A 23,264-nucleotide genomic window follows, 5' to 3' on the forward strand; every position below is an offset into this window, starting at 1 on the left:
GGATTGGTTTCGAAACGAGTCAATGTAAACGAGGCGGTTGTGGTTGTCAAGGAAGAGCAGAAGACAAAATGACGCATGCATTCATCGATCCAAGCCGTTTCATGGACCAAAGTTGGGGGCTTGAACGATGAGCGGGAAACGTCCTGCTCAGACAATGAGGAAAAAGAATGGGGGAAGGCCAATGATAACGGTGACCATCCTTTCGGGAAGCCCATCACGTGTTTCCAAAACGAACCGGGTAGCGGAATGGGTGAAAGAGCAGCTGCAACGGCTTGGTCACACCGTTCATCTCGTTCGTTTGCGCGATCTGCCTGCTGAAGATTTGCTGTATGCGAACGACTCAAGTGAGCCGATCGCCCAAACCCATGAGTGGATCCGGCAGTCGAAAGCGATCATTGTGTTAAGCCCTGTGTATAAAGGGAGTTATACTGGCATTTTAAAAGCATATTTGGATTTGCTGCCGGAAAAAGCGTTGAAAGAAAAACTCGTCGTGCCGATTGTCACCGGAGGAACCATTGCTCATTTGTTGGCGCTCGAATATGCGCTTAAACCGATTTTCTCCATTTTGGGAGCGCGAACCATTTTGCATGGCGTCTTTATTTTAGATTGGACGTTGGGTCATGATGATGAAGGTCGGCTCGTGCTTTCCGATGACTTGCTATCGCGCATGCAGGAAGTGATTCAGGCGGTTTCTCAATTGAACGAAGATCGAGCCGTTTCATAAAGGAGGCGATTTACGATGGAATTGCTTTGGTTTATTCCTTCTCACGGGGATGGGCGGTATTTAGGGACGACAAAAGGCGGCCGCTCTCCGGAATACAGCTATTTTAAACAAGTGGCTCAAGCGGCTGACCGCTTAGGATATACGGGGGTGCTCATTCCGACCGGCAAATCATGCGAAGATCCGTGGCTGCTTGCTTCGGCATTGGCGGCCGAAACGGAACGATTGCGCTTTCTTGTCGCTGTTCGTCCCGGACTGATGACGCCGACGTTGGCGGCCCGCATGACGTCGACGTTGGATCGCCTTTCAGGCGGGCGGCTCCTCGTCAACGTGGTCACCGGGGGCGATCCGGTTGAACTGGCGGGCGATGGCTTGTTTTTATCCCATGATGAACGCTACGAGGCAACAGATGAGTTTTTGACCGTTTGGCGTCGATTGCTCGCGGGAGAGGAAGTGACGTTGACGGGAAAGCATGTGTCCGTCCAAGGAGCGAAGCTGTTGTTTCCAGCGGTGCAAAAACCGTATCCGCGCGTCTTTTTTGGCGGATCGTCACAGGCGGGGCAACGGGTGGCGGCCCGCCATGCGGATGTATATTTGACTTGGGGAGAGCCGCCGGAACAAGTGAAAGAGAAAATCGAACAAGTCAAAGAACTTGCCCGCCAAGCGGGAAGAGACATCGAATTTGGCATTCGCCTTCACATTATCGTGCGCGAAACGGAAACGGAAGCATGGGAAGCGGCAGAGCGATTGATTCGCTACGTGGATGAGCGGACGATTGAAGAAGCACAGCGGGTCTTTGCCCGCTACGATTCGGTCGGGCAGCAACGGATGCGGCAACTGCACAGCGGCAGAAAAGAAGCGTTGGAGATCAGTCCAAATCTTTGGGCGGGCATTGGACTTGTGCGCGGCGGAGCCGGCACCGCTCTTGTCGGCGATCCGGAAACCGTGGCCGCGCGCCTTCGCGAGTATGAGCAGCTGGGCATCCGCTACTTCATTTTATCCGGCTACCCGCATCTGGAAGAGGCGTATCGAGTGGCGGAGCTGTTATTCCCATTGTTGCCTGTGAATATTCCGTCTTCATCAATTCGCGGTGAGGTCGTAGGCAATGAATTTTTCCCTCATGTGATTAAAGTGTGACCGATCGAGAAAGAGAGGACCTGGGAAGAAGGGGGTCCTCTCTTTGTCAATTTATATTGACATTGAAATTCATTTTCTCTTATAATCTTACTGCATTGATATTGATTATCATTTTTATAAACGAACGGGGGATACATCATGACATTGAAGGGGAAGTGGATGACCGTATTCGCCGTAGCAACGTTGGCACTTGGTGCATGCGGTCAAAGTGAACAGACGGCAGGGACAGAAAAAGAAAACAAAACGGCCGCCGAGAAACAAGAAAAGCCGAGCACGGAGACGAAAGCAGAGGAGGAAAACGAACAGGCGAAAGTGGATTACGCCGGTGCGTTCAGCGCAGCGTTGGCCGAGCTTGAGAAAGCGAAGCAAGGCGGGGCGGTTGACTTTGGCAAGGTGGAGAGCATCTACAAAGAAACGCTGCAGCCGCTTGTGCAAAAACGCGACGCCGAATTTGAGGATGCGGTTGACGAACATATTACTACCGCCCTAGCCGCCGGCAAGGACAGGTCGCTTCAGCCGTTGGTCGTCAAGCAAATTTTTGACAAGTTGATGCAAAAGGCGTTTTACACAACGATCAAACACGAGTTTACCGAGGCAGAGGAGCATTGGGCCGACAAAGAAGAAGTGAAAGAAGAGATCGAGGAAGCAAAAGCGTTTTATGCGATTTTGCAGCCGACCGTGGAAAAACGCGATGCGGCGTATGGAACGAAGCTCGCTGACGCGATCAACGGCGCGTTTGCGCAAATGGAGCAAGCCGTCCAAAACGATGATGCCCTCTCATTTGCCCTCGGCAAGCAAGTGGTGGACAAAACATTGATGAAAACATTCTACTTAGCGAGCGGAGCGCTCCCGCACGGCTATGCGGCGAAGGCGGCGGCTGCGGCCAAGGAAAACGCCGAGGAAGCCAAAATGGAGCAGGCGGAAGGCTGGGCGTTTTATCAGTCCGTCTACCCGTATATGAAACGGCATGCGGCCGAGGAAGCCGATTATATTTTGAAACAGTTCGACTTGCAGACGGACGTCAAAACGCTCGACCCGAAAGCGGTAAACCACGCGTTCGTGCGCGGCTGGGCGAAAGTGGCGCTTCACGAATATGAAGAAAGCAAAGAAAATTGGGGGCAGGACAAATCGGTGATTACCGCTTTGGAAGGCGCGCTCTTTATTCACATGATCGAGCAGGATATCAAAACGCTGCTCGGCGACAAAGCGTACGCTGATTTGAACGATCAAGCGACACGTTACTTAGAAGCGGCGAAGGCGAAAAACAAAGCGGAGGCCGACAAATGGCTGCCTCCAATCGAGGCTGCGCTTCAGCAAGTGATTCAGAAAGCGAACTAAACGATCAGCAAAGCTTCGGTTTTCTCCTGTTTCCCAAACGCGAACAAACTGATCGGCAAGGGTGTCCGGCGCGGCGCCCTTTTTTTTGCAGGCGTCCATCCGGGGCGAAGGCCGCGCTGGCTAAACTGCTGCTTCACCGCGCCAAAGGTGGAATGGTTTTGAGGATGGCGTCATGGCGAATGGGGAAACGCTCAAGCCAAGGCGGGAAATGAAAACATTTGGTTTTTGCCGATTCGCCACGACGTTCCCCGGCGGTTTATGGTAAGATGCTAATGGACAATGGAAAAGGATGAGGTGAAGGCAATGAAAGTGGTGGTGACCGGGGGTGCGGGGTTTATTGGCAGCCATTTGGCCGCTCGTCTGCACGAACAAGGACATGAAGTGGCGGCGATCGATTGTTTTCATCCGTATTATCCTGCCGAACGGAAGGAGCGGCAGTTTCACGCGCTCACCGGCGGCCGGGTGCCGCTAGCTCGCTTCGACTTGCTTGATGGGGAAGCGACAAAGCGCTGGTTCAGCCAGTTTCGTCCCGATGTCGTCTTTCATTTGGCGGCGCTGCCGGGCGTGCCGTATTCGTTGGCGCATCCGCTCGCTTACATCGATTATGACATTAAGGCGACGGTGAACGTTTTGACGGCGGCGGGAGAGGCGGGGGCGGGCCATGTGTTGTTCGCCTCGTCGTCATCGGTGTACGGCGACCGCGGCAATGTCCCGCTCAAGGAAGAAATGGCGGACGGCCGTGTCGTCTCGCCGTATGCAGCCGCGAAATACGGAGCGGAGTCGTTTTGTCACGCGTACGCGCATTTGTACGGATACCGGATGACGATGTTCCGCTATTTTACGGTGTATGGCCCGTGGGGGCGGCCCGATATGGCGATCGGCACGTTTTTGCGCCGGTTGTTGGCAGGCGAGGAGATTGTCGTATATGGCCAAGGGACGGCGCGCGATTATACGTACATCGATGATATCGTCGCCGGCATGATCGCAGCGCTTCACCGCGGCGGCGGACGAAGCGAAGTGTTCAACTTGGGGGCGGGGGCGCCCGTTACGATGGAGCAGCTGCTCGCTGAGCTGCGGAAGCACTTTCCCGATCTGAAAATCGTGCAGGCGCCGGAGCGGAAAGGGGATGTGAAAGCGACGTGGGCGGACATTACGAAGGCGAAGCAGGCGTTTGGCTATGAGCCCAACGTGCCGTTTGCCGAAGGGTTGGCGCGGACGGTGGCGTGGGCGCGCGAACATGAACGGTAAGCGGGCGGCCCGTTTGGCGCGCGCCATGGTTGGCGCGGCGCTCATCGTGCTGTTCGCCTGGCTGACGCATCGCTATTTTGACGGCCGCCTCTTGCTTGCCCCTCTCGCAGAACTGGCCCGCCAGCCCGTTCGCTTCGCCGCTGTGCTAGTTGTGTATGGCGCTTCGTTTTGGCTGCGGGCGTGGGCGTGGAAGCAATATGTCGGGAAGCCGCTTGGGCTGTCGGTCTATGGGCGCGCCGTGCTCCTCAGTTTGTTTGTCAATCATGTCGCCCCGGTGAAAATCGGCGATGCCGCCCGTGTCGCCGTGCTCGCCCGCCAGCCCGGCGTTTCGCTCGGCGAGGCGGTGGAATCGGTGGCGGTGATGCGGTTCCTTGATATGGCGATGCTGGGCGGATGGACGGTCATTGGGACGTATGCGTATCGCCATCACATTCCCCGGGTTCCGCTCTTGGCCGCGGCCGTTGCCGCCGCGTTCGCGCTGACCGTGGTCGTGCTTCGCCGCCCGCTCCGCCTCGAGCGGTTATGGCGGCGCTGGCGGACGGTGTTTCAGGGCCGTCGCGGAGCGGGGATCGTCGCGGCGGTGGCGGCGAGCTGGCTGTGCGAGGCGGCGGTCATTGGCGCGGTCGCTGAGACGGTGGGCCTTTCGCTTTCCTTTTGGCAGGCGGTATGGGTCAACAGCGCGACCGTTTCCGGCCAAATCGTCCAAGTGGCTCCCGGCGGGCTCGGAACGTATGAGGCGGTGATGGCGTTTGCGCTGACGACGTTGGGGGCCTCAGGAGAACGCGCCTATGCGGCGGCCGTCGTCACCCATGCGGTGAAATTTCTATTTTCCTACGCGGCTGGGGCCGTTGTGCTCGCATTTTGGCGGTCCGACTGGCAGGTGGTGCAGGGCGTGTGGAAAAAGGGAAGGGAGAAGCGATGAAAGAAGCATCACGATTCGAAAAAATTGCGGCGCGCTGCTGGAATTTGTTGAATGAAGGCAAGCCGTTCACGCCGATTTTCGCTGTCGGGGTGATGGTCATCAGTCATGCCGCCGACCTCATTCATGGCCATGCCTCGGCTTGGCTGCTCGGCTTGGCGGCGGCGCTGCCGCTTTTTGTTGTCTACTACGTTTACGATTATCCGCTGTTTTTGCGCAATTATTTATGGATTCCGTATATCGTCTTTCTCATCGTCTGGTCGTTTGCCGATGTGGCCTTATTGCTGCTTTCGGCCGCGCTCTATTTTTTCTTTACCGTCTTTTTTTGGGGGACGCTGTATTACCATTTGCGCATCGGCACGTCATGGTGGAATTTCACCCGCTTTTGGAAACTGGTGTTGAAAAACAGCGATTCGACGAGCGGCAACGCCCAAGAGCAGCTGCCGAAATTGTTCCTTTTGCTGTCGGTGTGGGAATATGCGGCGTCTTTGGCGGAAGGCAGAGCCGATTGGTTGTCGCTGTGCGGGCCGTTTTGGCTGTTTGCCGCTGCGGTGTGGCTGTTTTCATCGATTTTGCACCGTCATTTGTTTGACTGGCAGCCGGAGATCATTCCGACTTACACGAGCAACGTGCCGAGTCCCACCGCGCCGGTCAGTGACAAAGTGTACGTCATCGTGATTGACGGGATGCGCAAAGACCGGTTTGAAGCGGCGAACGCCCCGTTTTTGAAACGGCTGCGCGCGCAAGGAACGGAATTTGCGCAAATGGAAACCGTCTATCCGGCGCGCACCGTCGTTTGCTTCACCTCGATGCTGACGGGGACGTATCCGTTTGAGCACGGCATCCGGTCCAATATGGTATGGAAGCTTGGGGCGAAAGTGGAGACGATTTTCGATTCGCTTCGGAAAATCGGAAAAACCGGCCGCTTGCTCGGCATCGCCCATTTGGTCGATTCGTTCGGCGACGATGTCGAAACGGTGACGGCCGTCATGCCGAACGACCTGGCCGATCGTTATATTATCGAGCGGGCGAAGCGCATCGTCGAGGAACAAAACCCGGACTTGCTCGTCGTGCAATTGATCGCCACCGATCAGACCGGCCATAGCCGCGGTGTCTTGTATGATGAGTATATCGAAAAAATTGAAGAAGCGGACGCCTTGATCGCTGAGTTTGTCAGCTGGCTTGCGGAACGGGGCGAGCTCGAGCGCGCGACATTGATCGTCTGCGCCGACCATGGCCAAGCGGATGGCATCGGCGGCCACGGCCACCTCGATGAAGGGGAGCGGTATGTGCCGTTTTTTCTATACGGTCCGGCGATTGAGCGAGGAAAACGAATCGACGAGAAAAGAAGCCTCGTTTCGCTGGCGCCGACGATCGCCTATTTGCTTGGGGCGCCGTATCCGAGCCATAGCCGCGGCCCGGTGTTAATTGAGGCGGTCCGAAAGGAGGAGCGCGATGAAGAAGCAGCGCGTCATCGTCTTTTTGCCGGCGCACAATGAAGAAGAAGCGATTGGCGACGTCATCCGCCGCATTCCGCGTCATTTTCATCCCGATATAGAGGTCATCGTCTTGGTCATGGATGATGGATCGACGGACCGAACGGTCGAAGTGGCGAAAGAAGCGGGGGCCGATATCATTTGCCGCTTGCCGGAAAACCGCGGCCTCGGTGCGGCGGTGCGGCGGGGGCTTGAAGAGTGTGTCCGCCTCGGCGCCGATATCGGCGTGATGATCGACGCGGACAACGAATATCCGCCGGAACAAATTCCCGACCTGTTGGCGCCGATTGTTGCCGGCGAGGCCGATTATACGATCGGCTCGCGCTTCCTTGGCACGATTCGCGGCATGAAATGGCATCGCCGCCTCGGGAATTATTTGTTCACTTGGCTGCAGTCGCTGCTGCTCGGACAGCGGCTCTATGACGGACAGTCAGGGATGCGCGCCTTTTCGCGCCAAGCGATGGAGGAGGCGGAAATCATCCACGATTACAACTATGCCCAAGTGCTGACGCTCAACTTGGTGCGCAAAGGATTTCGCTTGCAAGAAGTGCCGATCCGCTATCAAGTGCGGACGACCGGCCGTTCGTTCATCAAGTTCACCGCCTATATGACCGCGGTCATCCCGGCCATATGGAAGGAAATGCGCCGCCCGGTTGCCAAAGTCGCCGGCGACCGCGAGGCGCACGATCGCTCCCCGGAGCGGGCCCGGCATTGTTCGTGAGGCCGCCGTCTCCGGCGGTCGCATTTTTGATGTCCCTGTATTGACAGAAAGGATGATAATGATTATCATTAGTCTTGATGGGAGGAACGAAAAAGTGAAAAGGCCGCGTTTCTTTTTTTACATAGCAATGATAGTTATTTTCAATCTCATCCCGCTCAACGTGTTCGCTTATTCATACGGGGATCCGAACAAAGAGGCGGTCGCTGAAGCTTACAAGCAGATGAAGGAAAAGCTGAATGAGGAGCCGCCGAATTTTGCCGCGGCTAAAGAAATTTTTGAAACGGTAAAAGAAGAGATCGACATGCATATGGGGCCGGAGCCGGCCAAAGCGGTGCTTGGAGCCCTCGAAGCCAAAGACCGCCAAGCGGTGACTGAAAATATGGAAAAAATTTTAGTGCTCAATATCGCCCGCCGCTTAGACAATATTGAGAAAAACTTTGACCAGTACGATACGAGCAAGCGGCTGTTGGCGAAGGCGTTTGCCACGTATGAGGCGCTGTCGCCGATCATTCAAGGAAAAGACGCAGCGCTTGACAAACAGCTGCGCACCGAGTTTGACAACGCATTGCAGTCGCTTGGCAACCCGGGGCTGTTCGGCGTCGGCGAGAAAAAATCGGACATCAACGCCTTTAAGAAAAGCAAAGAGACGATTTTAACAACGCTGCAAAAGCAATTCGGTTTGAAAAGCTTAGAAGTTGGCCATTTTTCGGAAAGCGCCACCGAAAAACCGGATGAAGTGAAAAAAAAGGAATGGACCGATTTGTCAAACTCGAAAAACTGGGTCCCTCTCATCGTTATCGTTGCCATCATCATTGGCGCTGGTTGGATTTACGTACGACGGCGGAAACGGATTTAGTCTACATGTGAAGGGGAGACGGGGGCATGGAAGTTCAAGCGCTGCTCATTACGTTTCGTGAAGCGCTCGAGGCGCTGCTGATCGTCGGAATTATTACGTCGTATTTGAAACGGGTGAACCATCGCGAGTATACGAAATACGTGTGGCTTGGCGCCGCCTTGGCAGTGGCCGCCAGCGTCGGTGTCGCCATGTTGTTTCAGCTTGTCTTTACCGGGTTTGCCGCCATGGGCAGCGAAACGTACTTGAAAATCGGCATCATGATCATTTCGACGCTGCTGTTGACGCAAATGGTGTTCTGGATGGCCGAGCATAGCCGCGACATGAAAAAAAGTGTCGAAGGGAAAATGGATCGGTTCATCACCGCCGGCAATGTCGCCGGCATGGTCATCCACTCGTTTTTAGTCGTCTTGCGCGAAGGCGTGGAAACCGTCTTCTTCTTCGCCGCCATCACGCACGGCAACATCGGTGCGGCGCTGCAAGGCTGGGGAGCGGCGACAGGCATCGCCGTCGCCGCGTTGGTCAGCTATTTCTTCTTTAAAGGAACGATGCGCATCCCGCTCAAGACATTCTTTAAAGTGACCGGCGCTTTTATCGTCTTGATCGCCGCCGGCTTGCTCGTGCAAGCCATTTCCATGATGCAAGACATCGGTCTGATCGGCAGCGTCATGCCGCACGTGTACGATTTGACTTGGCTGCTTCCGGAACACCCGATCGATTATGAGCACTATGTGCGTGACCACGGCGTCGCTCCCATTTTCTCCGGTGAAGTCGGTGTCTTTTTCAAAGCATTGTTTGGCTACTCGTCGATGCCGTCGCTCGAGGAAGTAATCGCCTATATCGGCTACTTTGTCGTCGTTTTCTTGCTCGTGACGAGCCGCCGCGGTCAAAAGAGCGCTGTGGTCGAGAAACCGGCGATTGCCGCTTTGGAGGAAAAAGCAAAAAACGTCATGTAACGTACAAGGCAGCTGCGCCTTGTATTTTTTCTTTGGAGGGAAGCTCGTGAAACGAATGTTGCCCGACCGGCTTTGGATTTGTTTCAGTATCGGGCTGGCCGCCGTTTTGGCCGGCGCCGGGCTGTATTGGGCGAGCCCGTATGCGGCCACATGGGATGAAGTCGATTTTTCCCTGGCGCTTCAGCGCTATGACGTGTTAGCCATGCAGCCGCATTTCCCAGGCTATCCGTATTTCGTCCTCGGGGGCATGGCGGTGCACGCGGTCGTCGCCAATCCGGCTAAGGCGCTTTCCGTGTTGAATGTTCTTGTTCTCTTGTCCGCCGTTTTTCCGCTCGTGTGGCTGCTGCGCCGGAAGATGGCGCTGCCGGCGGCGCTGCTCGCCGCTTTGGCCGTGCTCTCTTCAAGCTATGCGCTCCTCGCCGCCGCCCGGCCGATGTCCGACGGTGCGGCGCTCGGCGTGCTCTGGTGGTACATGTGGGCGGTGGAATGGGCGCACCGACAGACGACATGGAAGGCGCAGCTGTTCCCGGCCGCCTTGTTCAGCGTGCTGATGGGAGTGCGCCTGTCGTATGCCCCATTCGGCGCCGCGCTGTTGTTCCTTTGGTATGAGGACTGGAACACGCACCGCCGCTTGGGCCGGGTGGCGGCTTCCGTTTTGGCGGCCGCGTTGTTTCAGCTGATTTGGGTGGCGGCAGTGGCGCGCACGGAAGGCGGCCTTTTCCCGTTTTTCAAGCTCGGCTGGGCGTTTGTCCATGGCCATTTCAGCGAGTGGGGCGGAACGGCGGCGGTGAGCCCGCTTCCGTTTTCCGAGCGGGTGCGCCGCTTTTTGCTCGATAACTTTCTTTGGACCGGCATCGGCTGCCAAAACGCTTGGCTGCTCGCCACCTATGCGGCAATCGGAGCCATCGCTTGGCGCGCCGGTCGGTTTCGGCTGCCGCGCGCGCTCGTCGTTTCCGCCCTGCTATATGCCGTCTGGGCGTTATTGGCGCAAAACATCGAAAAGCCCCGCCACCTTCTTCCGTTGATCCATTTTACCCTGTTGTATGTGTGGGGCCGCTTGTTGGCCGCGCCGCGGAGATGGGGATTAGCGTTGGCGGCCGCGGTCGTGCTGTTGCAGGCGGCCGTCGGCATCGGACAGCTGCGCGAGCAAGTGGCGACGCCGCCGGCTGTATACCAGTTGGCGGACGAGTTGCGTGACAAACGGCAATCGTTTGTGGTATATACGTGGGAAGAAACGCGCGTGTTCGACTATTTGCATGTGCCGTTTCCGCATAAAGAGGTGTTCCATTTTTCCTTCTTTTTGCAAGACAAAGAAAACTATCGCCATGCTACAATTTATATGACCAATCATGTTGTTGACGGGTTTCGCGCCCAAGGCGTCGATGTTTCCCGCCATGTGCGCCAAGTGAAAACGTATCGTTCCAGTCCGCTTGCCGATCCGGTGTACGGAACGATTACGCTGTACGAATGGATGGAGCAGTGAGGTGGTGGCCATGAACGACCGGCTGAAGGAAAAGCTGTCCGTGCTCCCGGAACAGCCGGGCTGCTATTTAATGAAAGACAAATACGGAACGGTCATTTACGTCGGCAAGGCGAAGTCGCTAAAAGCGCGCGTCCGCTCGTATTTTACTGGGACGCACGACGGCAAAACGCAGCGGCTCGTCGAGGATATCGCCGATTTTGAATACATCGTCACTTCGTCAAACGCCGAGGCGCTCATTTTGGAAATGAACTTGATCAAAAAGCATGATCCGAAATACAACGTCATGCTGAAAGATGATAAAAGCTATCCGTTTATTAAAATTACCGCGGAAACACATCCGCGCCTCTTGATCACCCGTAAAGTGAAAAAAGACGGCGGCAAATATTTCGGCCCGTACCCGAACGTGCAGGCGGCGAACGGGACGAAAAAGCTGCTCGACCGTTTGTATCCGCTCCGCAAATGTTCGACGCTGCCGGCGCGTCCGTGTTTGTATTACCATATGGGGCAATGTCTCGCCCCGTGCATCCATCCGGTGTCAGACGAGCAAAACAAGGCGATCGTCGAGCGAATCGTCCGCTTTTTAAACGGCGGCCATGAAGAAGTGAAGCGGGAGCTGAGCCAGAAAATGCACGAGGCGGCGGAGGCGCTCGAGTTTGAGCGGGCAAAAGAATACCGCGACCAAATCGCAGCGATTGAGATGACGATGGAAAAGCAAAAAATGATGCTCAACGATTTTATCGACCGCGATGTGTTCGGCTATGCCTATGACAAAGGCTGGATGTGCGTGCAAGTGTTTTTCCTCCGCCAAGGGAAGCTGATCGAGCGCGACGTGTCGATCTTTCCGCTCTATCAGGATCCGGATGAGGAGATGCTGACGTTTTTAGGTCAGTTTTACGCGAAAGCGCACCATTTGAAGCCAAAGGAAGTCGTCTTGCCGGCCGACATCGACGGCGAACTCGCCCGCGCGCTGCTTGGCGTCCATGTCGTCCAGCCGAAAAGAGGAAAGAAAAAAGAGCTTGTCGAACTGGCAAGCAAAAACGCGGCCATTGCGCTGAAAGAAAAATTTTATTTCATCGAGCGGGACGAAGAACGGACGATCAAAGCCATCGAGCGTCTCGGCGAGCGGCTCGGCATTCCGGCGCCGCGCCGCATCGAGGCGTTCGATAACTCAAACATCTACGGGGCCGATCCGGTCTCGGCGCTCGTTGTCTTTCTAGACGGCAAACCGGCGAAAAAAGAGTACCGCAAATATAAGGTGAAAACGGTCGCGGGGCCGAACGACTACGAGTCGATGCGCGAAGTCGTGCGCCGCCGCTATACGCGCGTGCTGAAAGAGGGGCTGCCGCTTCCCGATTTGATCATTATCGACGGCGGCAAGGGCCATTTGTCGGCGGTGCGCGACGTGCTCGAAAACGAGCTCGGCCTCGATGTGCCGCTCGCCGGGCTGGCGAAGGACGACAAACATCGCACATCGGAGCTTTGGGCCGGCGACCCGCCCGCTGTTGTGCCGCTTGACCGGCAAAGCCAAGAGTTTTATTTGCTGCAGCGCATTCAAGATGAAGTGCACCGGTTTGCGATCACCTTCCACCGAAAGACGCGGCAGAAGACGATGTTCCATTCGGTGCTCGATGACATCCCCGGTGTCGGCGCCAAACGGAAAAAAGCGCTATTAAACTATTTTGGCTCGGTGAAAAAGATGAAAGAAGCGTCGATTGAAGAGTTGCAGCAGGCGAACATTCCGCGGGCGGTGGCGGAGAAAATTTACGAAAAGCTGCATGAATAGCCGAAAACGTTTGAAGGGGAAGACGAGTGAAGCGGGGAGAAACGGGAATAGACGAAAAGGGCGTTTTGATGAGACGCCCTTTTCGCCTTTATTCATCCCCCTTCGCTTGCGCTTCTTGTTCATCGATTCGCTGCTTTCGGTCCCATTTGACGAAAATGCGCGCCTTGCCGTCCCGTTTTGGCGGCAATTCGATCGCTTCGGTGACCAATCGCGTTTGCCGCTCAATCTGCTGGGCGAGAAACCCGGCTTCGAGCTGGCACGCGCAGCGCTCATAAACGGAACAGCGGGCGGCGATGATGGCGCCGGACAGCTCGACGGACAGACCGTCGTTTTGTTCTTTGACGATCGATAGTGTTCCCCACCCGGCCCGTTCAAAAAATGTTTTGACCTCATCGAGCGTGTCGAGCGGGTAGCGCCGCGCCAGCTGTTTGCCGGCCCAATACAGCAGCGAGTCAACGTCCTTGCCAAGCAGCTCAGGAAGAAGCGCATGGCGGAGCAGCTCAGCGCCAAACGCCGAATCGGAAATCGATCCAAATGTTTCATACAGCTTCTCTAATGACGGCAGTTTCATTGCAGCCCCCTCTTTCTATCCATTTCCCCATTATAGCGGAATTGCCGCCGATGTGCATCCTCTTTCCGGGAGAGCGCAACTATGAGAATGTTTGAACATTTTGTGGCGGTGTTTTCTTGACGCTCGTACGTTGTGGGAGTACAATGAATGTGACAAAGCGAATGAGGGAATGGAAGTTGTTTCCGTTTCCGCGCTGCGAGCGAGAAGGGCATATTTTTCATCAACTGAAGGGGGTTTCCATATGGCAGGGAATCGGGAGTTTTACTACCGCCGGCTCCATTCGTTGCTCGGGGTCATTCCCGTTGGCGTCTTTTTAGTGCAGCATTTGGTCGTCAACCATTTTGCAACGCGTGGGCCGGAAGCGTTTAACCGGGCGGCGGCGTTTATGGAAAACTTGCCGTTCCGCTATTTTCTTGAAATTTTCGTCATTTTCCTTCCGCTATTGTTTCATGCGGTATACGGCATTTACATCGCGTTTACGGCCAAGTTCAATACGAGCCAGTACGGCTATTTCCGCAACTGGATGTTCATGCTTCAGCGGATCACCGGCATCATCACATTGATTTTTGTCGTCTGGCATGTGTATGAAACGCGCGTACAAGCCGCGTTTGGCGCCGAAGTGAATTACGAGATGATGGCGAATATTGTAAATAATCCGTTCATGCTTTGGTTTTATATTATCGGAATTTTATCAACCGTGTTTCATTTCGCCAACGGCTTATGGTCGTTCTGCGTCAGCTGGGGCTTGACGGTGACCCCTCGTTCGCAGCAAGTGTTCACGTACATTACGATGCTCATTTTTGTCGCCCTTTCGATTGTCGGCATTCGCGCCATTTTGGCGTTCGCGTAAAAACAGCTTGGCTGGATGGGAAAAGCGGATTTGACGCGGACATTTTCGTTGGGAATCGCTGCGTGGGCTCGTGACGGATCGCGCCCTCGCCGTTCGCCGAACGATCGCTTGGTCGATGGCGGGACGGCAAGGCCAAACGCGCGGCATAGAAGCAGAAGCAGCAATCTATTAGGGAGTGAGTAGCTATGAAAAAAGGGAAAATCATCGTTGTCGGCGGCGGCTTGGCCGGTTTGATGGCCACGATTAAAATCGCCGAAGCAGGGGTGCCTGTCGAGTTGTTTTCGCTCGTTCCGGTGAAGCGTTCTCACTCCGTCTGTGCCCAAGGCGGCATTAACGGAGCGGTCAACACAAAAGGGGAAGGCGACTCGCCGTGGGAACATTTTGACGATACCGTCTACGGCGGTGACTTTTTGGCCAACCAACCTCCGGTCAAAGCGATGTGCGAGGCGGCGCCGGGGATCATTTACATGCTCGACCGGATGGGCGTCATGTTCAACCGGACGCCGGAAGGATTGCTTGATTTCCGCCGCTTTGGGGGAACACAGCATCACCGCACCGCTTACGCCGGCGCGACGACCGGCCAGCAAATTTTGTACGCGCTTGATGAGCAAGTGCGCCGTCATGAAGTGGCTGGGCTCGTCACGAAGTACGAGCACTGGGAGTTTTTAGGCGTCGTTTTGGATGAGGAGCAAATTTGCCGCGGCATCGTCGCTCAAGACTTGCGATCGATGGAAATTAAAGCGTTTCCTGCCGATGCCGTCATTTTGGCGACCGGCGGCCCGGGGATCATTTTCGGGAAATCGACGAACTCGGTCATCAACACCGGTTCCGCGGCTTCGATCGCCTATCAGCAAGGCGTTTACTACGCGAACGGCGAGTTTATTCAAATCCATCCGACCGCCATTCCAGGCGATGATAAGCTTCGCCTCATGAGCGAATCGGCGCGCGGGGAAGGTGGCCGCGTCTGGACGTACAAGGACGGCAAACCGTGGTATTTTCTTGAAGAAAAATACCCGGCTTACGGAAACTTGGTGCCGCGTGACATCGCTGCCCGGGAAATTTTCCATGTGTGCGTCGACTTGAAGCTCGGCATCAACGGCGAGAACATGGTGTATTTGGATTTGTCGCACAAGGATCCAAAAGAGCTGGATATTAAGCTCGGCGGCATTATCGAAATTTACGAGAAGTTCATGGGTGAAGACCCGCGCAAAGTGCCGATGAAAGTGTTCCCGGCCGTTCACTATTCGATGGGCGGCTTATGGGTCGATTATGATCAAATGACGAACATCAAAGGGCTGTTTGCCGCCGGCGAGTGCGACTACTCCATTCACGGCGCCAACCGCCTTGGGGCGAACTCGCTCTTATCGGCCATCTACGGCGGAATGGTCGCCGGTCCGAACGCGGTTCGCTACATCCGCGGCCTTGAGAAATCGGCGGATGCCATGCCGTCGACGCTGTATGACAGCTATGTAAAACGGGAGCAAGAAAAGTGGGAAGCCATTTTGGCGATGGACGGCACGGAAAACGCCTACGTGCTGCATAAAGAGCTCGGCGAGTGGATGACGGCGAACGTGACGATCGTCCGCTACAACGACCGGCTGCTGAAGACGGATGAGAAAATTCAAGAGCTGATGGAGCGTTACAAAAACATCAGCGTCACCGACACGTCAAGATGGAGCAACCAAGGGGCGACGTTTATCCGTCAGCTGCACAACATGCTGCAGCTCGCCCGCGTCATTACGCTTGGCGCTTACCACCGGAACGAAAGCCGCGGCGCGCATTACAAACCGGAGTTTCCGGAGCGCAATGACGAAGAGTGGCTGAAAACGACGATGGCTCGCTACACGCCAGACGGTCCGGCGTTCCACTACGAAGATGTCGACGTCTCGTTGATTAAACCGCGCAAGCGCGACTATAGCAAAAAGAAAGAGGAAGTGAAGTAAGATGAGCGAGAACAAAACGGTTCGATTCATCATCACGCGCCAAGATCGTCCGGATTCCGCGCCGTATGAAGAAGAATTCGTCATTCCGTACCGCCCGAACATGAACGTCATTTCCGCGCTCATGGAAATTCGGCGCAACCCGGTCAACGCCAAAGGGGAAAAAACGACGCCGGTCGCTTGGGAAATGAACTGTTTGGAAGAGGTGTGCGGAGCCTGTTCGATGGTGATTAACGGCAAGCCGCGCCAAGCGTGCGCCGCGCTCATTGACAAGCTCGAGCAGCCGATCCGCCTCGAGCCGATGCGCACGTTTCCGGTCATTCGCGATTTGGTCATCGACCGGAGCCGGATGTTTGACGCCTTAAAACGGGTCAAAGCGTGGATACCGATCGACGGAACGTATGACCTTGGCCCGGGGCCGCGCATGCCGGAGCGGAAGCGGCAATGGGCGTACGAGCTGTCGAAATGCATGACGTGCGGCGTCTGCCTCGAAGCGTGCCCGAACGTCAACAGCAAGTCGAACTTTATCGGCCCGGCTCCGCTGTCGCAAGTGCGGCTGTTTAACGCCCATCCGACCGGGGCGATGCATAAGGCGGAGCGATTGCGGGCGATCATGGGCGACGGCGGGCTGGCGAACTGCGGCAACTCGCAAAACTGCGTGCAGTCGTGCCCGAAAGGCATTCCGCTGACCACGTCGATCGCCGCCTTAAACCGGGACACAACGATTCAAATGTTCCGCGACTTCTTTGGCAGCGACGAAGTCTAACCGCACGACCTCCCCTTCTTGTTCGGCAGGAAGGGGAGGTCGTATTTTTTTCCTATTTTTCTATTAGATAAACAAATTTTCGTCACCGCCGTTCTTGTTCTCACATACGATATGGCGAGGAAATACCCATCCGGCAGTTCGGCCCATTGAGAGCAAGGAGGGTTACCAGCGTTGAAGGACAAATCGTTTCAAGCGAAGCCGCTCTTGACAAAAAGAGAAAAAGAAGTGTTTGAATTGCTCGTGCAAGACAAGACGACCAAGGAAATCGCCCAAGAGCTGTTTATCAGCGAGAAAACGGTTCGCAACCATATTTCGAACGCGATGCAAAAGCTTGGGGTCAAGGGGCGCTCACAAGCGGTCATCGAATTGCTTCGAATGGGCGAACTTGAATTATAAACGATGCCGGCTTTCCATGAAGGACAGCCGGCTGTTATGTTCGATTGCGGCCGGACGAGGCTCGATGCCAAGCCGGCCTTTCTGTGCGGCGATGGCCGCATTTTTCTATTTGCTTCTACGATGCGGTGGTGTAAAATAAAAAACAAAGGAGAGCCGTTGGCGCAAGCCGCCGTTCGGGGCTGGGCCGCGAAAATGATCAAGGGGAGATTGTATGCCGTCAGCGATGAATGAAAAAACGGTTGCCGAGTTGGAGAAATTGCTTCGCTATATCGCCGCCAATTTAAAGCAGCGCGGCCGCGAAATTTTAACGAACTACCCGATCACCCCACCGCAGTTTGTCGCCCTCCAGTGGCTGCTTGAAGAAGGGGACTTGACGGTCGGCGAGTTATCGAACAAAATGTATTTGGCGTGCAGCACGACGACGGATTTGATTGACCGCATGGAGCGAAACGGCCTTGTCGCCCGGGTTCGCGATGAACACGACCGCCGCGTCGTCCGCATTCATCTGTTGGAAAAAGGAGAGCGGATTATCGAAGAGGTGATTGAAAAACGCCAGCGCGATTTGGCGCGAGTGCTAGAACGTTTTTCAGACGACGAAATAACTATGTTTGAACACTGTTTGCGCAAATTGCATCAAGAAATGACGAAAGAATGAGGCGATCACTTGGAACGAGCAATTGGTGTCATCGATTCAGGAGTCGGCGGCTTGACGGTCGCCAAAGAAATTATGCGGCAGCTGCCAAAAGAGCAAATTATCTATCTTGGCGATACCGCCCGTTGTCCGTACGGACCGCGTCCGGTGGAAGACATCCGGCGGTTTACGTGGCAAATGATCGATTACTTGCAGCAATATCCGTTGAAAATGCTGGTTATCGCCTGCAACACGGCGACGGCGGTCGCGCTTGACGAAGTGCGGATGAAGCTTGATATCCCGGTGCTTGGCGTCGTTCATCCCGGAGCCCGCGCCGCTTTGAAGGCGACCAAAAGCGGGCATATCGGCGTGATCGGCACGGTCGCCACCATTCGCAGCCGGGCGTACGAGACGGCGCTCCAGTCGATCAACCCGCGCGTTCACGTCGAGAGTTTGGCCTGTCCAAAGTTTGTTCCGCTTGTCGAAAGCGGCGACTTTGAAGGGGAGGAGGCGATGGCAATCGTCGCTGAATCGCTTGCTCCGCTCCGCCCGCTGCCGATGGATGTGCTCATTTTAGGATGCACTCATTATCCGTTGCTTGCTCCGCTCATTCGCGCGTATATGGGGAAAACGGTAAAGCTCATCTGCTCGGGCGGCGAAACGGCCCGCGAGGTGAGCGCGATTTTGCACCATAGCCATCTCCTCTATACCGGCGAGCGTGAACCGGAGCATTTGTTTTTCACGACGGGGCCGAAAGAGCTGTTCGAAAAAATTTCCGGCAAATGGTTTGGAAAACCGATCGGCACCGTCGGGGCGATCCGGCTTTAGCGAAGAAAAATCCTTCAGCGTGTTGCGCTGGAGGATTTTTTTATTCTATTTTGCCAAACGGCTCGTATACATAGTAGTACAAACTACGAGTAGGAGGGAACGTCAATGAAACGGACGACTCACATATGGGTGGCGCCGATGCTTGCTTCCGTGTTATTGCTCGGCGGCTGCGGGTTGTTCGGCAAGGATGGGGCGGTGAAGGAAATCGATCCGCCGCAACACACAAGCTATGTCAAAGACGGCCAAGCGCTGCAAGAAGCGGGCAAAACCAAAACCAAGTCCAACGAACAAGCGAAAGCAACGGAGACGGTGAAACGAGAGTTGTATCTCATTGACAAAAACGGCTTCGTTGTGCCGCAAACGGTCGAGCTGCCGAAAACGCAGGCTGTCGCCAAGCAGGTGCTTGAATACTTGGTTGAAGACGGTCCGGTCTCGCAAGTGCTGCCAAACGGCTTTCGCGCGGTCATTCCGGCCGGCACCACCGTGCTTGGGACAAAATTAGAGAAAGATGGAACATTGATCGCCGACTTTTCGCCGGAATTCAAAAACTATAAACCGGAAGATGAAAAGCGGATTTTGCAAGCCATTACGTGGACGTTGACGCAATTCGACAACATTAAGCGCGTCAAAATTCGCATCAACGGCTATGACCAAGAAGTGATGCCGGTCAATAAAACGCCGATCCAAGGCGGTGTGAGCCGGGCCGATGGCATCAATATCGAAGCCAACGGCGTGCCGGATATTACAAACACGCATCCCGTCACCGTTTATTTTGTCGCCCAACAAGGGGGCAACACGTACTACGTGCCGGTGACGCGACGCGTATCGAATCGGGAAAAAGACGACATTGCCGCCGCTGTCAACGAGCTCATTCAAGGACCGGACGAAGGGAGCGAACTGGTCGGCGTCTTCCAGCCGGACGCCAAGTTGGTTGACGCCCCAAAGTATGAAGACGGCAAAGTGACGCTTAACTTCAACGAGGCGATTTATGGAAGCAACAAGAAAAACGTCATTTCCGATGTCGTCTTGAATTCGCTCGTGTTATCACTCACCGAGCAAAAAGGGATCGAAAGCGTCGCCATTACGGTCAACGGCAAGGCGAATCTCGTCACCGAAGACGGCAAACCGCTGACCAAGCCGGTGGCTCGGCCGCAAACCGTCAATACGGCTGCCTTTTAGCCGCGCTGGAGCGGCAGGTTGGAAAGGAATGGGCGATTATGGTATAACAAAGAGGGGGAACGGATTCCGCCTCTTTCTTTTTTTGCTGGAAAAACGTTGCGGCTTGGCGCCGCCATGGAACGGAAAAAGGAGGTCGCGCCGATGAGAATCGATGGACGAAGCAGCCGTGAGCTGCGGCCGGTGCATATACATCCACACTATTTGAAACACGCCGAAGGGTCTGTGCTGATCGAAGTAGGCGATACGAAAGTCATTTGTACGGCGACGCTAGAGGAAAAGGTGCCGCCGTTCATGCGCGGCGGCGGAAAAGGATGGATTACGGCCGAATATGGCATGCTGCCGCGGGCGACGGAACAGCGGAACGCGCGGGAAGCGAGCAAAGGGAAAGTGGCGGGGCGGACGATGGAAATTCAGCGCCTGATCGGCCGGGCGCTCCGCTCCGTCGTCGATTTGCAACAGCTCGGCGAGCGAACCGTCTGGATCGATTGCGACGTCATTCAGGCGGACGGCGGAACGCGGACCGCGTCGATTACCGGCGCCTACGTCGCGCTTGTGTTGGCGTTGGCCCGGCTGGTCGAAGACGGGAAGCTTGAATCGCTTCCGGTTCGCGATTTTCTTGCGGCGACGTCCGTGGGCATTGATCCCGAACTTGGGGTCATTCTTGACTTGAATTACAGCGAGGACGCCCGCGCGAAAGTCGATATGAACGTCGTGATGACGGGAGCTGGCCAATTTGTCGAAATTCAAGGCACGGGAGAGGAAGCGGCGTTTTCGCGCGCCGAGCTCGATGAACTGCTGGAAACGGCGCAAGCCGGCATCGAACGGCTGATCGCCGTTCAGCGGCAGGCGTTGGGAGAGTGGGCGGCACGCGTCGGGGAGAAACGAATAACGGAACAGGAGGGGGCGGAATGACCGAAATCGTCATCGCCACGAAAAATGCCGGTAAAGTACGGGAGTTTGCCGCCTTGTTCGAAAAGCGGGGCATCGAAGTGAAATCGCTCCTTGATTTCCCGGATGTTCCCGATGTCGAAGAAACGGGAAGCACGTTTGCTGAGAACGCCAAAATCAAGGCGGAAGCGGCCGCGGATCGCTTGCGGCGGCCGGTGATCGCCGACGATTCGGGACTGGCGGTCGATGCGCTCGGCGGTCGGCCGGGCGTCTATTCGGCCCGCTACGCGGGGGAAGAGAAAAACGATGCTCGCAATATCGCCAAATTGCTCAGTGAACTCGAAGGGGTGCCGATGGAAAAGCGCACCGCCCGCTTTCATTGCGCGCTCGCCGTCGCGATCCCCGGGCGGCCGACCGCTGTTGTTGAGGCGACGTGCGACGGCTATATCACCGAGGCGCCGCGCGGGGAAGGCGGCTTTGGCTACGATCCGGTGTTTTACGTGCCTGAACGGGGGAAAACAATGGCGGAACTCGCGCCGGACGAAAAAAACGTGATTAGCCACCGGGCGAAAGCGCTGGCCAAGCTGGAAGAGCAGTGGGACGACATCATCGGGGAGAAGGGGGAAAGCGAATGAAGGCGATCATTGTCAGCGACAGTCATGGACTGACGGACGAACTGGCGCAAATCGCCGCCCGCCATCGCCACGAAGCGGATATGTTCATCCATTGCGGTGATTCCGAACTAGCGGCCGAAGCGGAAGAAATCGCCCCATTTGCCGTCGTGCGCGGCAATTGCGACTGGGCAGCGTTTCCGAATGAGCGCATGGTGGAGGCGGCCGGCATCCGTTTTTTGATCACCCACGGCCATTTATACGGCGTGAAAACGTCGTTGTCGCGCTTAAGCGATCGGGCCGAGGAAGCAGGGGCGGACGTCATCTGCTTCGGGCATTCCCATCTCGCCGGGGTGGAGAAGATGGGCGGCCGCCTGTTCATCAATCCCGGCAGCATTGCGCTGCCGCGGGGAAGAACGGAAAAGACATATGCGGTGCTTTCGATCGACGGTGGACGGGCTCACGTGCAGTTTTATGATGTCAGCGGGCGGCCGATCGCGGAAATGGAACGAACTGTTTCGCTTGAACGGACATGACGCGACCGATAGTCGAAAAATGTCGTTTGAAGAAGCTTCGCGAACAGACGTGACGGAGCCGTCTGGTCTGCTTTTCACCGCTATTTTCGCAAGCGGTTAAAGCCGGTCGCCCGCTCCTTGGCCGCTATTTTTCCAAGTGGTTAAAGCCAGCCGCTCCTTGGCCGCTATTTTTCCAAGTGGTTAAAGCCGTCTGGTCTGCTTTTCGCCGCTATTTTTGCAGGCGCTGAAAGCCGTCTGCTTCGTTCATGACCGGCTTTTTCGCGGCGTAAGCAGAGCGGGGTTTTTCGAAACACACGGAGCTTGCAAGATCGCGCGTTTTCATTGAGAGGTTTCGCAACACGGGATGAGGAGCGGCGCTGAACTACGCCGTTCCGCGGGGAAAGAGAGGTTCGAGTGGCGGACCTCTCTTTTTTTGCGCGCCGAGCGCGGTTGAGCAGAGAAGGAGAAAAAATTTTTCAATCGACAAACCCTTGATTCTATCACAATGTAAGCGCATACAAATAGTTCGACCAATCGAAATTTTCAAAAAACGTTATTGACGGCCGCGAGGTTTGGCATTATTATAATTTTCAAACAAGGGAAACGACACCATAGGACGATCGGGCCGTTGCGAGCGAACGGCGGACTGATCAAGGAAGAGGGGAACCGAAGTGGGAGAACAATGGATCTTTTTAAACGGCGAATTTGTCACAAAAGAAAACGCCAAAATTTCGGTCTATGATCATGGGTTTTTGTACGGCGACGGGGTGTTTGAAGGCATCCGCGTCTACAGCGGCAACGTCTTTCGTCTCGAAGAGCATATCGATCGGCTATACCATTCGGCGAAATCGATTTTGCTTGACATCCCTTATACAAAGGACGAAATGATTGGCCACGTGCTCGAAACGATCCGCCGCAACGGCTGTCAAGATGCGTACATTCGCTTAGTCGTCTCGCGCGGGATCGGCGACTTAGGCTTGGATCCGTACAAGTGCAAAATGCCGCAGGTCGTCATTATCGTCGAGCCGCTCGCGCTCTTCCCGAAGCATTTATATGAAACGGGAATCGAAGTGGTGACGGTGGCGACGCGCCGCAACCGCTCCGATGTGCTGAGCCCGAAAGTCAAATCGCTCAACTATTTAAACAATGTGCTAGTCAAAATTGAGGCTCATCTGGCGAATGTGAGCGAAGCGCTCATTTTAAACGATCAAGGCTATGTCGCCGAAGGTTCGGGGGACAACGTATTCATCATCAAAAACGGCGTCATTTACACGCCGCCTGGGTATGTCGGGGCGCTTGAAGGCATCACGCGCCAAGCGATCATCGAAATCGCCGCGGATCTCGGCTATACGGTGAAAGAGGAGCCGTTTACCCGCCATGATGTGTATGTCGCCGATGAAGTATTTTTAACCGGAACGGCGGCCGAAGTCATTT

General features: G+C 55.5%; 23 protein-coding genes. 22 read left to right on the forward strand and 1 reads right to left on the reverse strand.

The window, feature by feature from the left end:
• The first annotated feature begins 181 nt into the window (after positions 1-181).
• The 11 genes from ssuE (at position 182) to uvrC (ending at position 12,655) form a co-directional block, all read left to right on the forward strand.
• Positions 182-724, forward strand: a complete 543-nt coding sequence (ssuE, locus tag B4113_RS09655) for an NADPH-dependent FMN reductase (protein WP_061912430.1) — start codon at positions 182-184, stop codon at positions 722-724.
• Positions 725-739: 15 nt separating this feature from the next.
• On the forward strand, positions 740-1,858 hold the full coding sequence (gene ssuD, locus B4113_RS09660; RefSeq protein WP_061912431.1) for an FMNH2-dependent alkanesulfonate monooxygenase: 1,119 nt from the start codon (positions 740-742) through the stop codon (positions 1,856-1,858).
• A 138-nt stretch (positions 1,859-1,996) separates the two neighbouring features.
• Entirely contained in the window at positions 1,997-3,196 is a 1,200-nt protein-coding gene (locus tag B4113_RS09665; RefSeq protein ID WP_061912432.1) for a hypothetical protein, read from the forward strand.
• A gap of 303 nt (positions 3,197-3,499) precedes the next feature.
• Entirely contained in the window at positions 3,500-4,444 is a 945-nt protein-coding gene (locus B4113_RS09670; RefSeq protein ID WP_061912433.1) for an NAD-dependent epimerase/dehydratase family protein, read from the forward strand.
• The gene (locus B4113_RS09675) at positions 4,434-5,366 is read left to right on the forward strand and encodes a lysylphosphatidylglycerol synthase transmembrane domain-containing protein (protein ID WP_082799308.1); all 933 of its coding nucleotides are present in this window, start codon (positions 4,434-4,436) and stop codon (positions 5,364-5,366) included. Before B4113_RS09670 ends, B4113_RS09675 begins: the two co-directional genes overlap by 11 nt.
• Entirely contained in the window at positions 5,363-6,862 is a 1,500-nt protein-coding gene (locus B4113_RS09680) for an alkaline phosphatase family protein (RefSeq protein ID WP_061912435.1), read from the forward strand. The genes B4113_RS09675 and B4113_RS09680 overlap by 4 nt, the downstream gene beginning before the upstream one ends.
• Positions 6,819-7,580, forward strand: a complete 762-nt coding sequence (locus B4113_RS09685) for a glycosyltransferase family 2 protein (protein ID WP_033844259.1) — start codon at positions 6,819-6,821, stop codon at positions 7,578-7,580. Before B4113_RS09680 ends, B4113_RS09685 begins: the two co-directional genes overlap by 44 nt.
• Positions 7,581-7,674: 94 nt before the next feature.
• Positions 7,675-8,436: a hypothetical protein gene (locus tag B4113_RS09690; protein ID WP_033844257.1), complete on the forward strand. Its 762-nt coding sequence runs from the start codon at positions 7,675-7,677 to the stop codon at positions 8,434-8,436.
• Positions 8,437-8,462: 26 nt separating this feature from the next.
• Positions 8,463-9,389, forward strand: a complete 927-nt coding sequence (locus B4113_RS09695; RefSeq protein ID WP_033020329.1) for an FTR1 family protein — start codon at positions 8,463-8,465, stop codon at positions 9,387-9,389.
• Between the two features lie 55 nt (positions 9,390-9,444).
• Positions 9,445-10,872 (forward strand): hypothetical protein, encoded by a 1,428-nt coding sequence (locus tag B4113_RS09700; protein WP_033844985.1) that lies wholly within the window; start codon positions 9,445-9,447, stop codon positions 10,870-10,872.
• A gap of 10 nt (positions 10,873-10,882) precedes the next feature.
• Positions 10,883-12,655: an excinuclease ABC subunit UvrC gene (gene uvrC, locus B4113_RS09705; RefSeq protein WP_033844982.1), complete on the forward strand. Its 1,773-nt coding sequence runs from the start codon at positions 10,883-10,885 to the stop codon at positions 12,653-12,655.
• A gap of 88 nt (positions 12,656-12,743) precedes the next feature.
• On the opposite strand, the gene B4113_RS09710 is transcribed toward uvrC, so the two are convergent.
• Complete coding sequence (locus B4113_RS09710; protein WP_033844256.1) at positions 12,744-13,226, reverse strand: YslB family protein; 483 nt, start codon at positions 13,224-13,226, stop codon at positions 12,744-12,746.
• A gap of 241 nt (positions 13,227-13,467) precedes the next feature.
• On the opposite strand from B4113_RS09710, the gene B4113_RS09715 reads away from it, so the two are divergent.
• The 11 genes from B4113_RS09715 to ilvE form a co-directional block, all read left to right on the forward strand.
• Positions 13,468-14,076 carry a succinate dehydrogenase cytochrome b558 subunit gene (locus tag B4113_RS09715; protein ID WP_033020324.1) on the forward strand — a complete coding sequence of 203 codons (609 nt, stop codon included), beginning with the start codon at positions 13,468-13,470 and terminating at the stop codon, positions 14,074-14,076.
• 185 nt (positions 14,077-14,261) lie between these two features.
• Positions 14,262-16,019 carry a succinate dehydrogenase flavoprotein subunit gene (sdhA, locus tag B4113_RS09720; RefSeq protein WP_061912436.1) on the forward strand — a complete coding sequence of 586 codons (1,758 nt, stop codon included), beginning with the start codon at positions 14,262-14,264 and terminating at the stop codon, positions 16,017-16,019.
• A 1-nt stretch (position 16,020) separates the two neighbouring features.
• Entirely contained in the window at positions 16,021-16,782 is a 762-nt protein-coding gene (gene sdhB, locus B4113_RS09725) for a succinate dehydrogenase iron-sulfur subunit (protein WP_033020319.1), read from the forward strand.
• A gap of 171 nt (positions 16,783-16,953) precedes the next feature.
• On the forward strand, positions 16,954-17,178 hold the full coding sequence (locus B4113_RS09730; protein ID WP_033020318.1) for a response regulator transcription factor: 225 nt from the start codon (positions 16,954-16,956) through the stop codon (positions 17,176-17,178).
• A 211-nt stretch (positions 17,179-17,389) separates the two neighbouring features.
• The gene (locus tag B4113_RS09740; protein ID WP_033020316.1) at positions 17,390-17,833 is read left to right on the forward strand and encodes a MarR family winged helix-turn-helix transcriptional regulator; all 444 of its coding nucleotides are present in this window, start codon (positions 17,390-17,392) and stop codon (positions 17,831-17,833) included.
• A 9-nt stretch (positions 17,834-17,842) separates the two neighbouring features.
• Entirely contained in the window at positions 17,843-18,637 is a 795-nt protein-coding gene (gene racE / locus B4113_RS09745) for a glutamate racemase (RefSeq protein WP_033020315.1), read from the forward strand.
• Between the two features lie 105 nt (positions 18,638-18,742).
• Positions 18,743-19,816 (forward strand): GerMN domain-containing protein, encoded by a 1,074-nt coding sequence (locus B4113_RS09750; protein WP_033020313.1) that lies wholly within the window; start codon positions 18,743-18,745, stop codon positions 19,814-19,816.
• Positions 19,817-19,957: 141 nt separating this feature from the next.
• Positions 19,958-20,728 carry a ribonuclease PH gene (gene rph / locus B4113_RS09755; RefSeq protein WP_033020364.1) on the forward strand — a complete coding sequence of 257 codons (771 nt, stop codon included), beginning with the start codon at positions 19,958-19,960 and terminating at the stop codon, positions 20,726-20,728.
• On the forward strand, positions 20,725-21,339 hold the full coding sequence (locus B4113_RS09760) for an XTP/dITP diphosphatase (RefSeq protein WP_033020311.1): 615 nt from the start codon (positions 20,725-20,727) through the stop codon (positions 21,337-21,339). The genes rph and B4113_RS09760 overlap by 4 nt, the downstream gene beginning before the upstream one ends.
• Entirely contained in the window at positions 21,336-21,851 is a 516-nt protein-coding gene (locus B4113_RS09765) for a metallophosphoesterase family protein (protein WP_061912438.1), read from the forward strand. Before B4113_RS09760 ends, B4113_RS09765 begins: the two co-directional genes overlap by 4 nt.
• A gap of 650 nt (positions 21,852-22,501) precedes the next feature.
• Positions 22,502-23,264 (forward strand): branched-chain-amino-acid transaminase (gene ilvE, locus B4113_RS09770; protein WP_235597986.1); only part of this gene is annotated, 763 nt, incomplete at its 3' end.

The organism is Geobacillus sp. B4113_201601 (assembly GCF_001587475.1).
GTDB classification, from domain to species: Bacteria; Bacillota; Bacilli; order Bacillales; family Anoxybacillaceae; genus Geobacillus; species Geobacillus icigianus.

What these genes read in the sequence shown, in the direction of transcription:
- B4113_RS09760 (WP_033020311.1), top strand. Translation starts at nt 20,725, where the DNA reads ATGACCGAAATCGTCATCGCCACGAAAAATGCCGGTAAAGTACGGGAG.
- sdhA (WP_061912436.1), top strand. Translation starts at nt 14,262, where the DNA reads ATGAAAAAAGGGAAAATCATCGTTGTCGGCGGCGGCTTGGCCGGTTTG.
- B4113_RS09685 (WP_033844259.1), top strand. Translation starts at nt 6,819, where the DNA reads ATGAAGAAGCAGCGCGTCATCGTCTTTTTGCCGGCGCACAATGAAGAA.
- B4113_RS09765 (WP_061912438.1), top strand. Translation starts at nt 21,336, where the DNA reads ATGAAGGCGATCATTGTCAGCGACAGTCATGGACTGACGGACGAACTG.
- rph (WP_033020364.1), top strand. Translation starts at nt 19,958, where the DNA reads ATGAGAATCGATGGACGAAGCAGCCGTGAGCTGCGGCCGGTGCATATA.
- B4113_RS09680 (WP_061912435.1), top strand. Translation starts at nt 5,363, where the DNA reads ATGAAAGAAGCATCACGATTCGAAAAAATTGCGGCGCGCTGCTGGAAT.
- sdhB (WP_033020319.1), top strand. Translation starts at nt 16,021, where the DNA reads ATGAGCGAGAACAAAACGGTTCGATTCATCATCACGCGCCAAGATCGT.
- ssuE (WP_061912430.1), top strand. Translation starts at nt 182, where the DNA reads ATGATAACGGTGACCATCCTTTCGGGAAGCCCATCACGTGTTTCCAAA.
- ssuD (WP_061912431.1), top strand. Translation starts at nt 740, where the DNA reads ATGGAATTGCTTTGGTTTATTCCTTCTCACGGGGATGGGCGGTATTTA.
- B4113_RS09700 (WP_033844985.1), top strand. Translation starts at nt 9,445, where the DNA reads ATGTTGCCCGACCGGCTTTGGATTTGTTTCAGTATCGGGCTGGCCGCC.
- B4113_RS09670 (WP_061912433.1), top strand. Translation starts at nt 3,500, where the DNA reads ATGAAAGTGGTGGTGACCGGGGGTGCGGGGTTTATTGGCAGCCATTTG.
- B4113_RS09675 (WP_082799308.1), top strand. Translation starts at nt 4,434, where the DNA reads ATGAACGGTAAGCGGGCGGCCCGTTTGGCGCGCGCCATGGTTGGCGCG.
- B4113_RS09740 (WP_033020316.1), top strand. Translation starts at nt 17,390, where the DNA reads ATGCCGTCAGCGATGAATGAAAAAACGGTTGCCGAGTTGGAGAAATTG.
- B4113_RS09695 (WP_033020329.1), top strand. Translation starts at nt 8,463, where the DNA reads ATGGAAGTTCAAGCGCTGCTCATTACGTTTCGTGAAGCGCTCGAGGCG.
- B4113_RS09710 (WP_033844256.1), bottom strand. Translation starts at nt 13,226, where the DNA reads ATGAAACTGCCGTCATTAGAGAAGCTGTATGAAACATTTGGATCGATT.
- B4113_RS09665 (WP_061912432.1), top strand. Translation starts at nt 1,997, where the DNA reads ATGACATTGAAGGGGAAGTGGATGACCGTATTCGCCGTAGCAACGTTG.
- B4113_RS09750 (WP_033020313.1), top strand. Translation starts at nt 18,743, where the DNA reads ATGAAACGGACGACTCACATATGGGTGGCGCCGATGCTTGCTTCCGTG.
- uvrC (WP_033844982.1), top strand. Translation starts at nt 10,883, where the DNA reads ATGAACGACCGGCTGAAGGAAAAGCTGTCCGTGCTCCCGGAACAGCCG.
- B4113_RS09715 (WP_033020324.1), top strand. Translation starts at nt 13,468, where the DNA reads ATGGCAGGGAATCGGGAGTTTTACTACCGCCGGCTCCATTCGTTGCTC.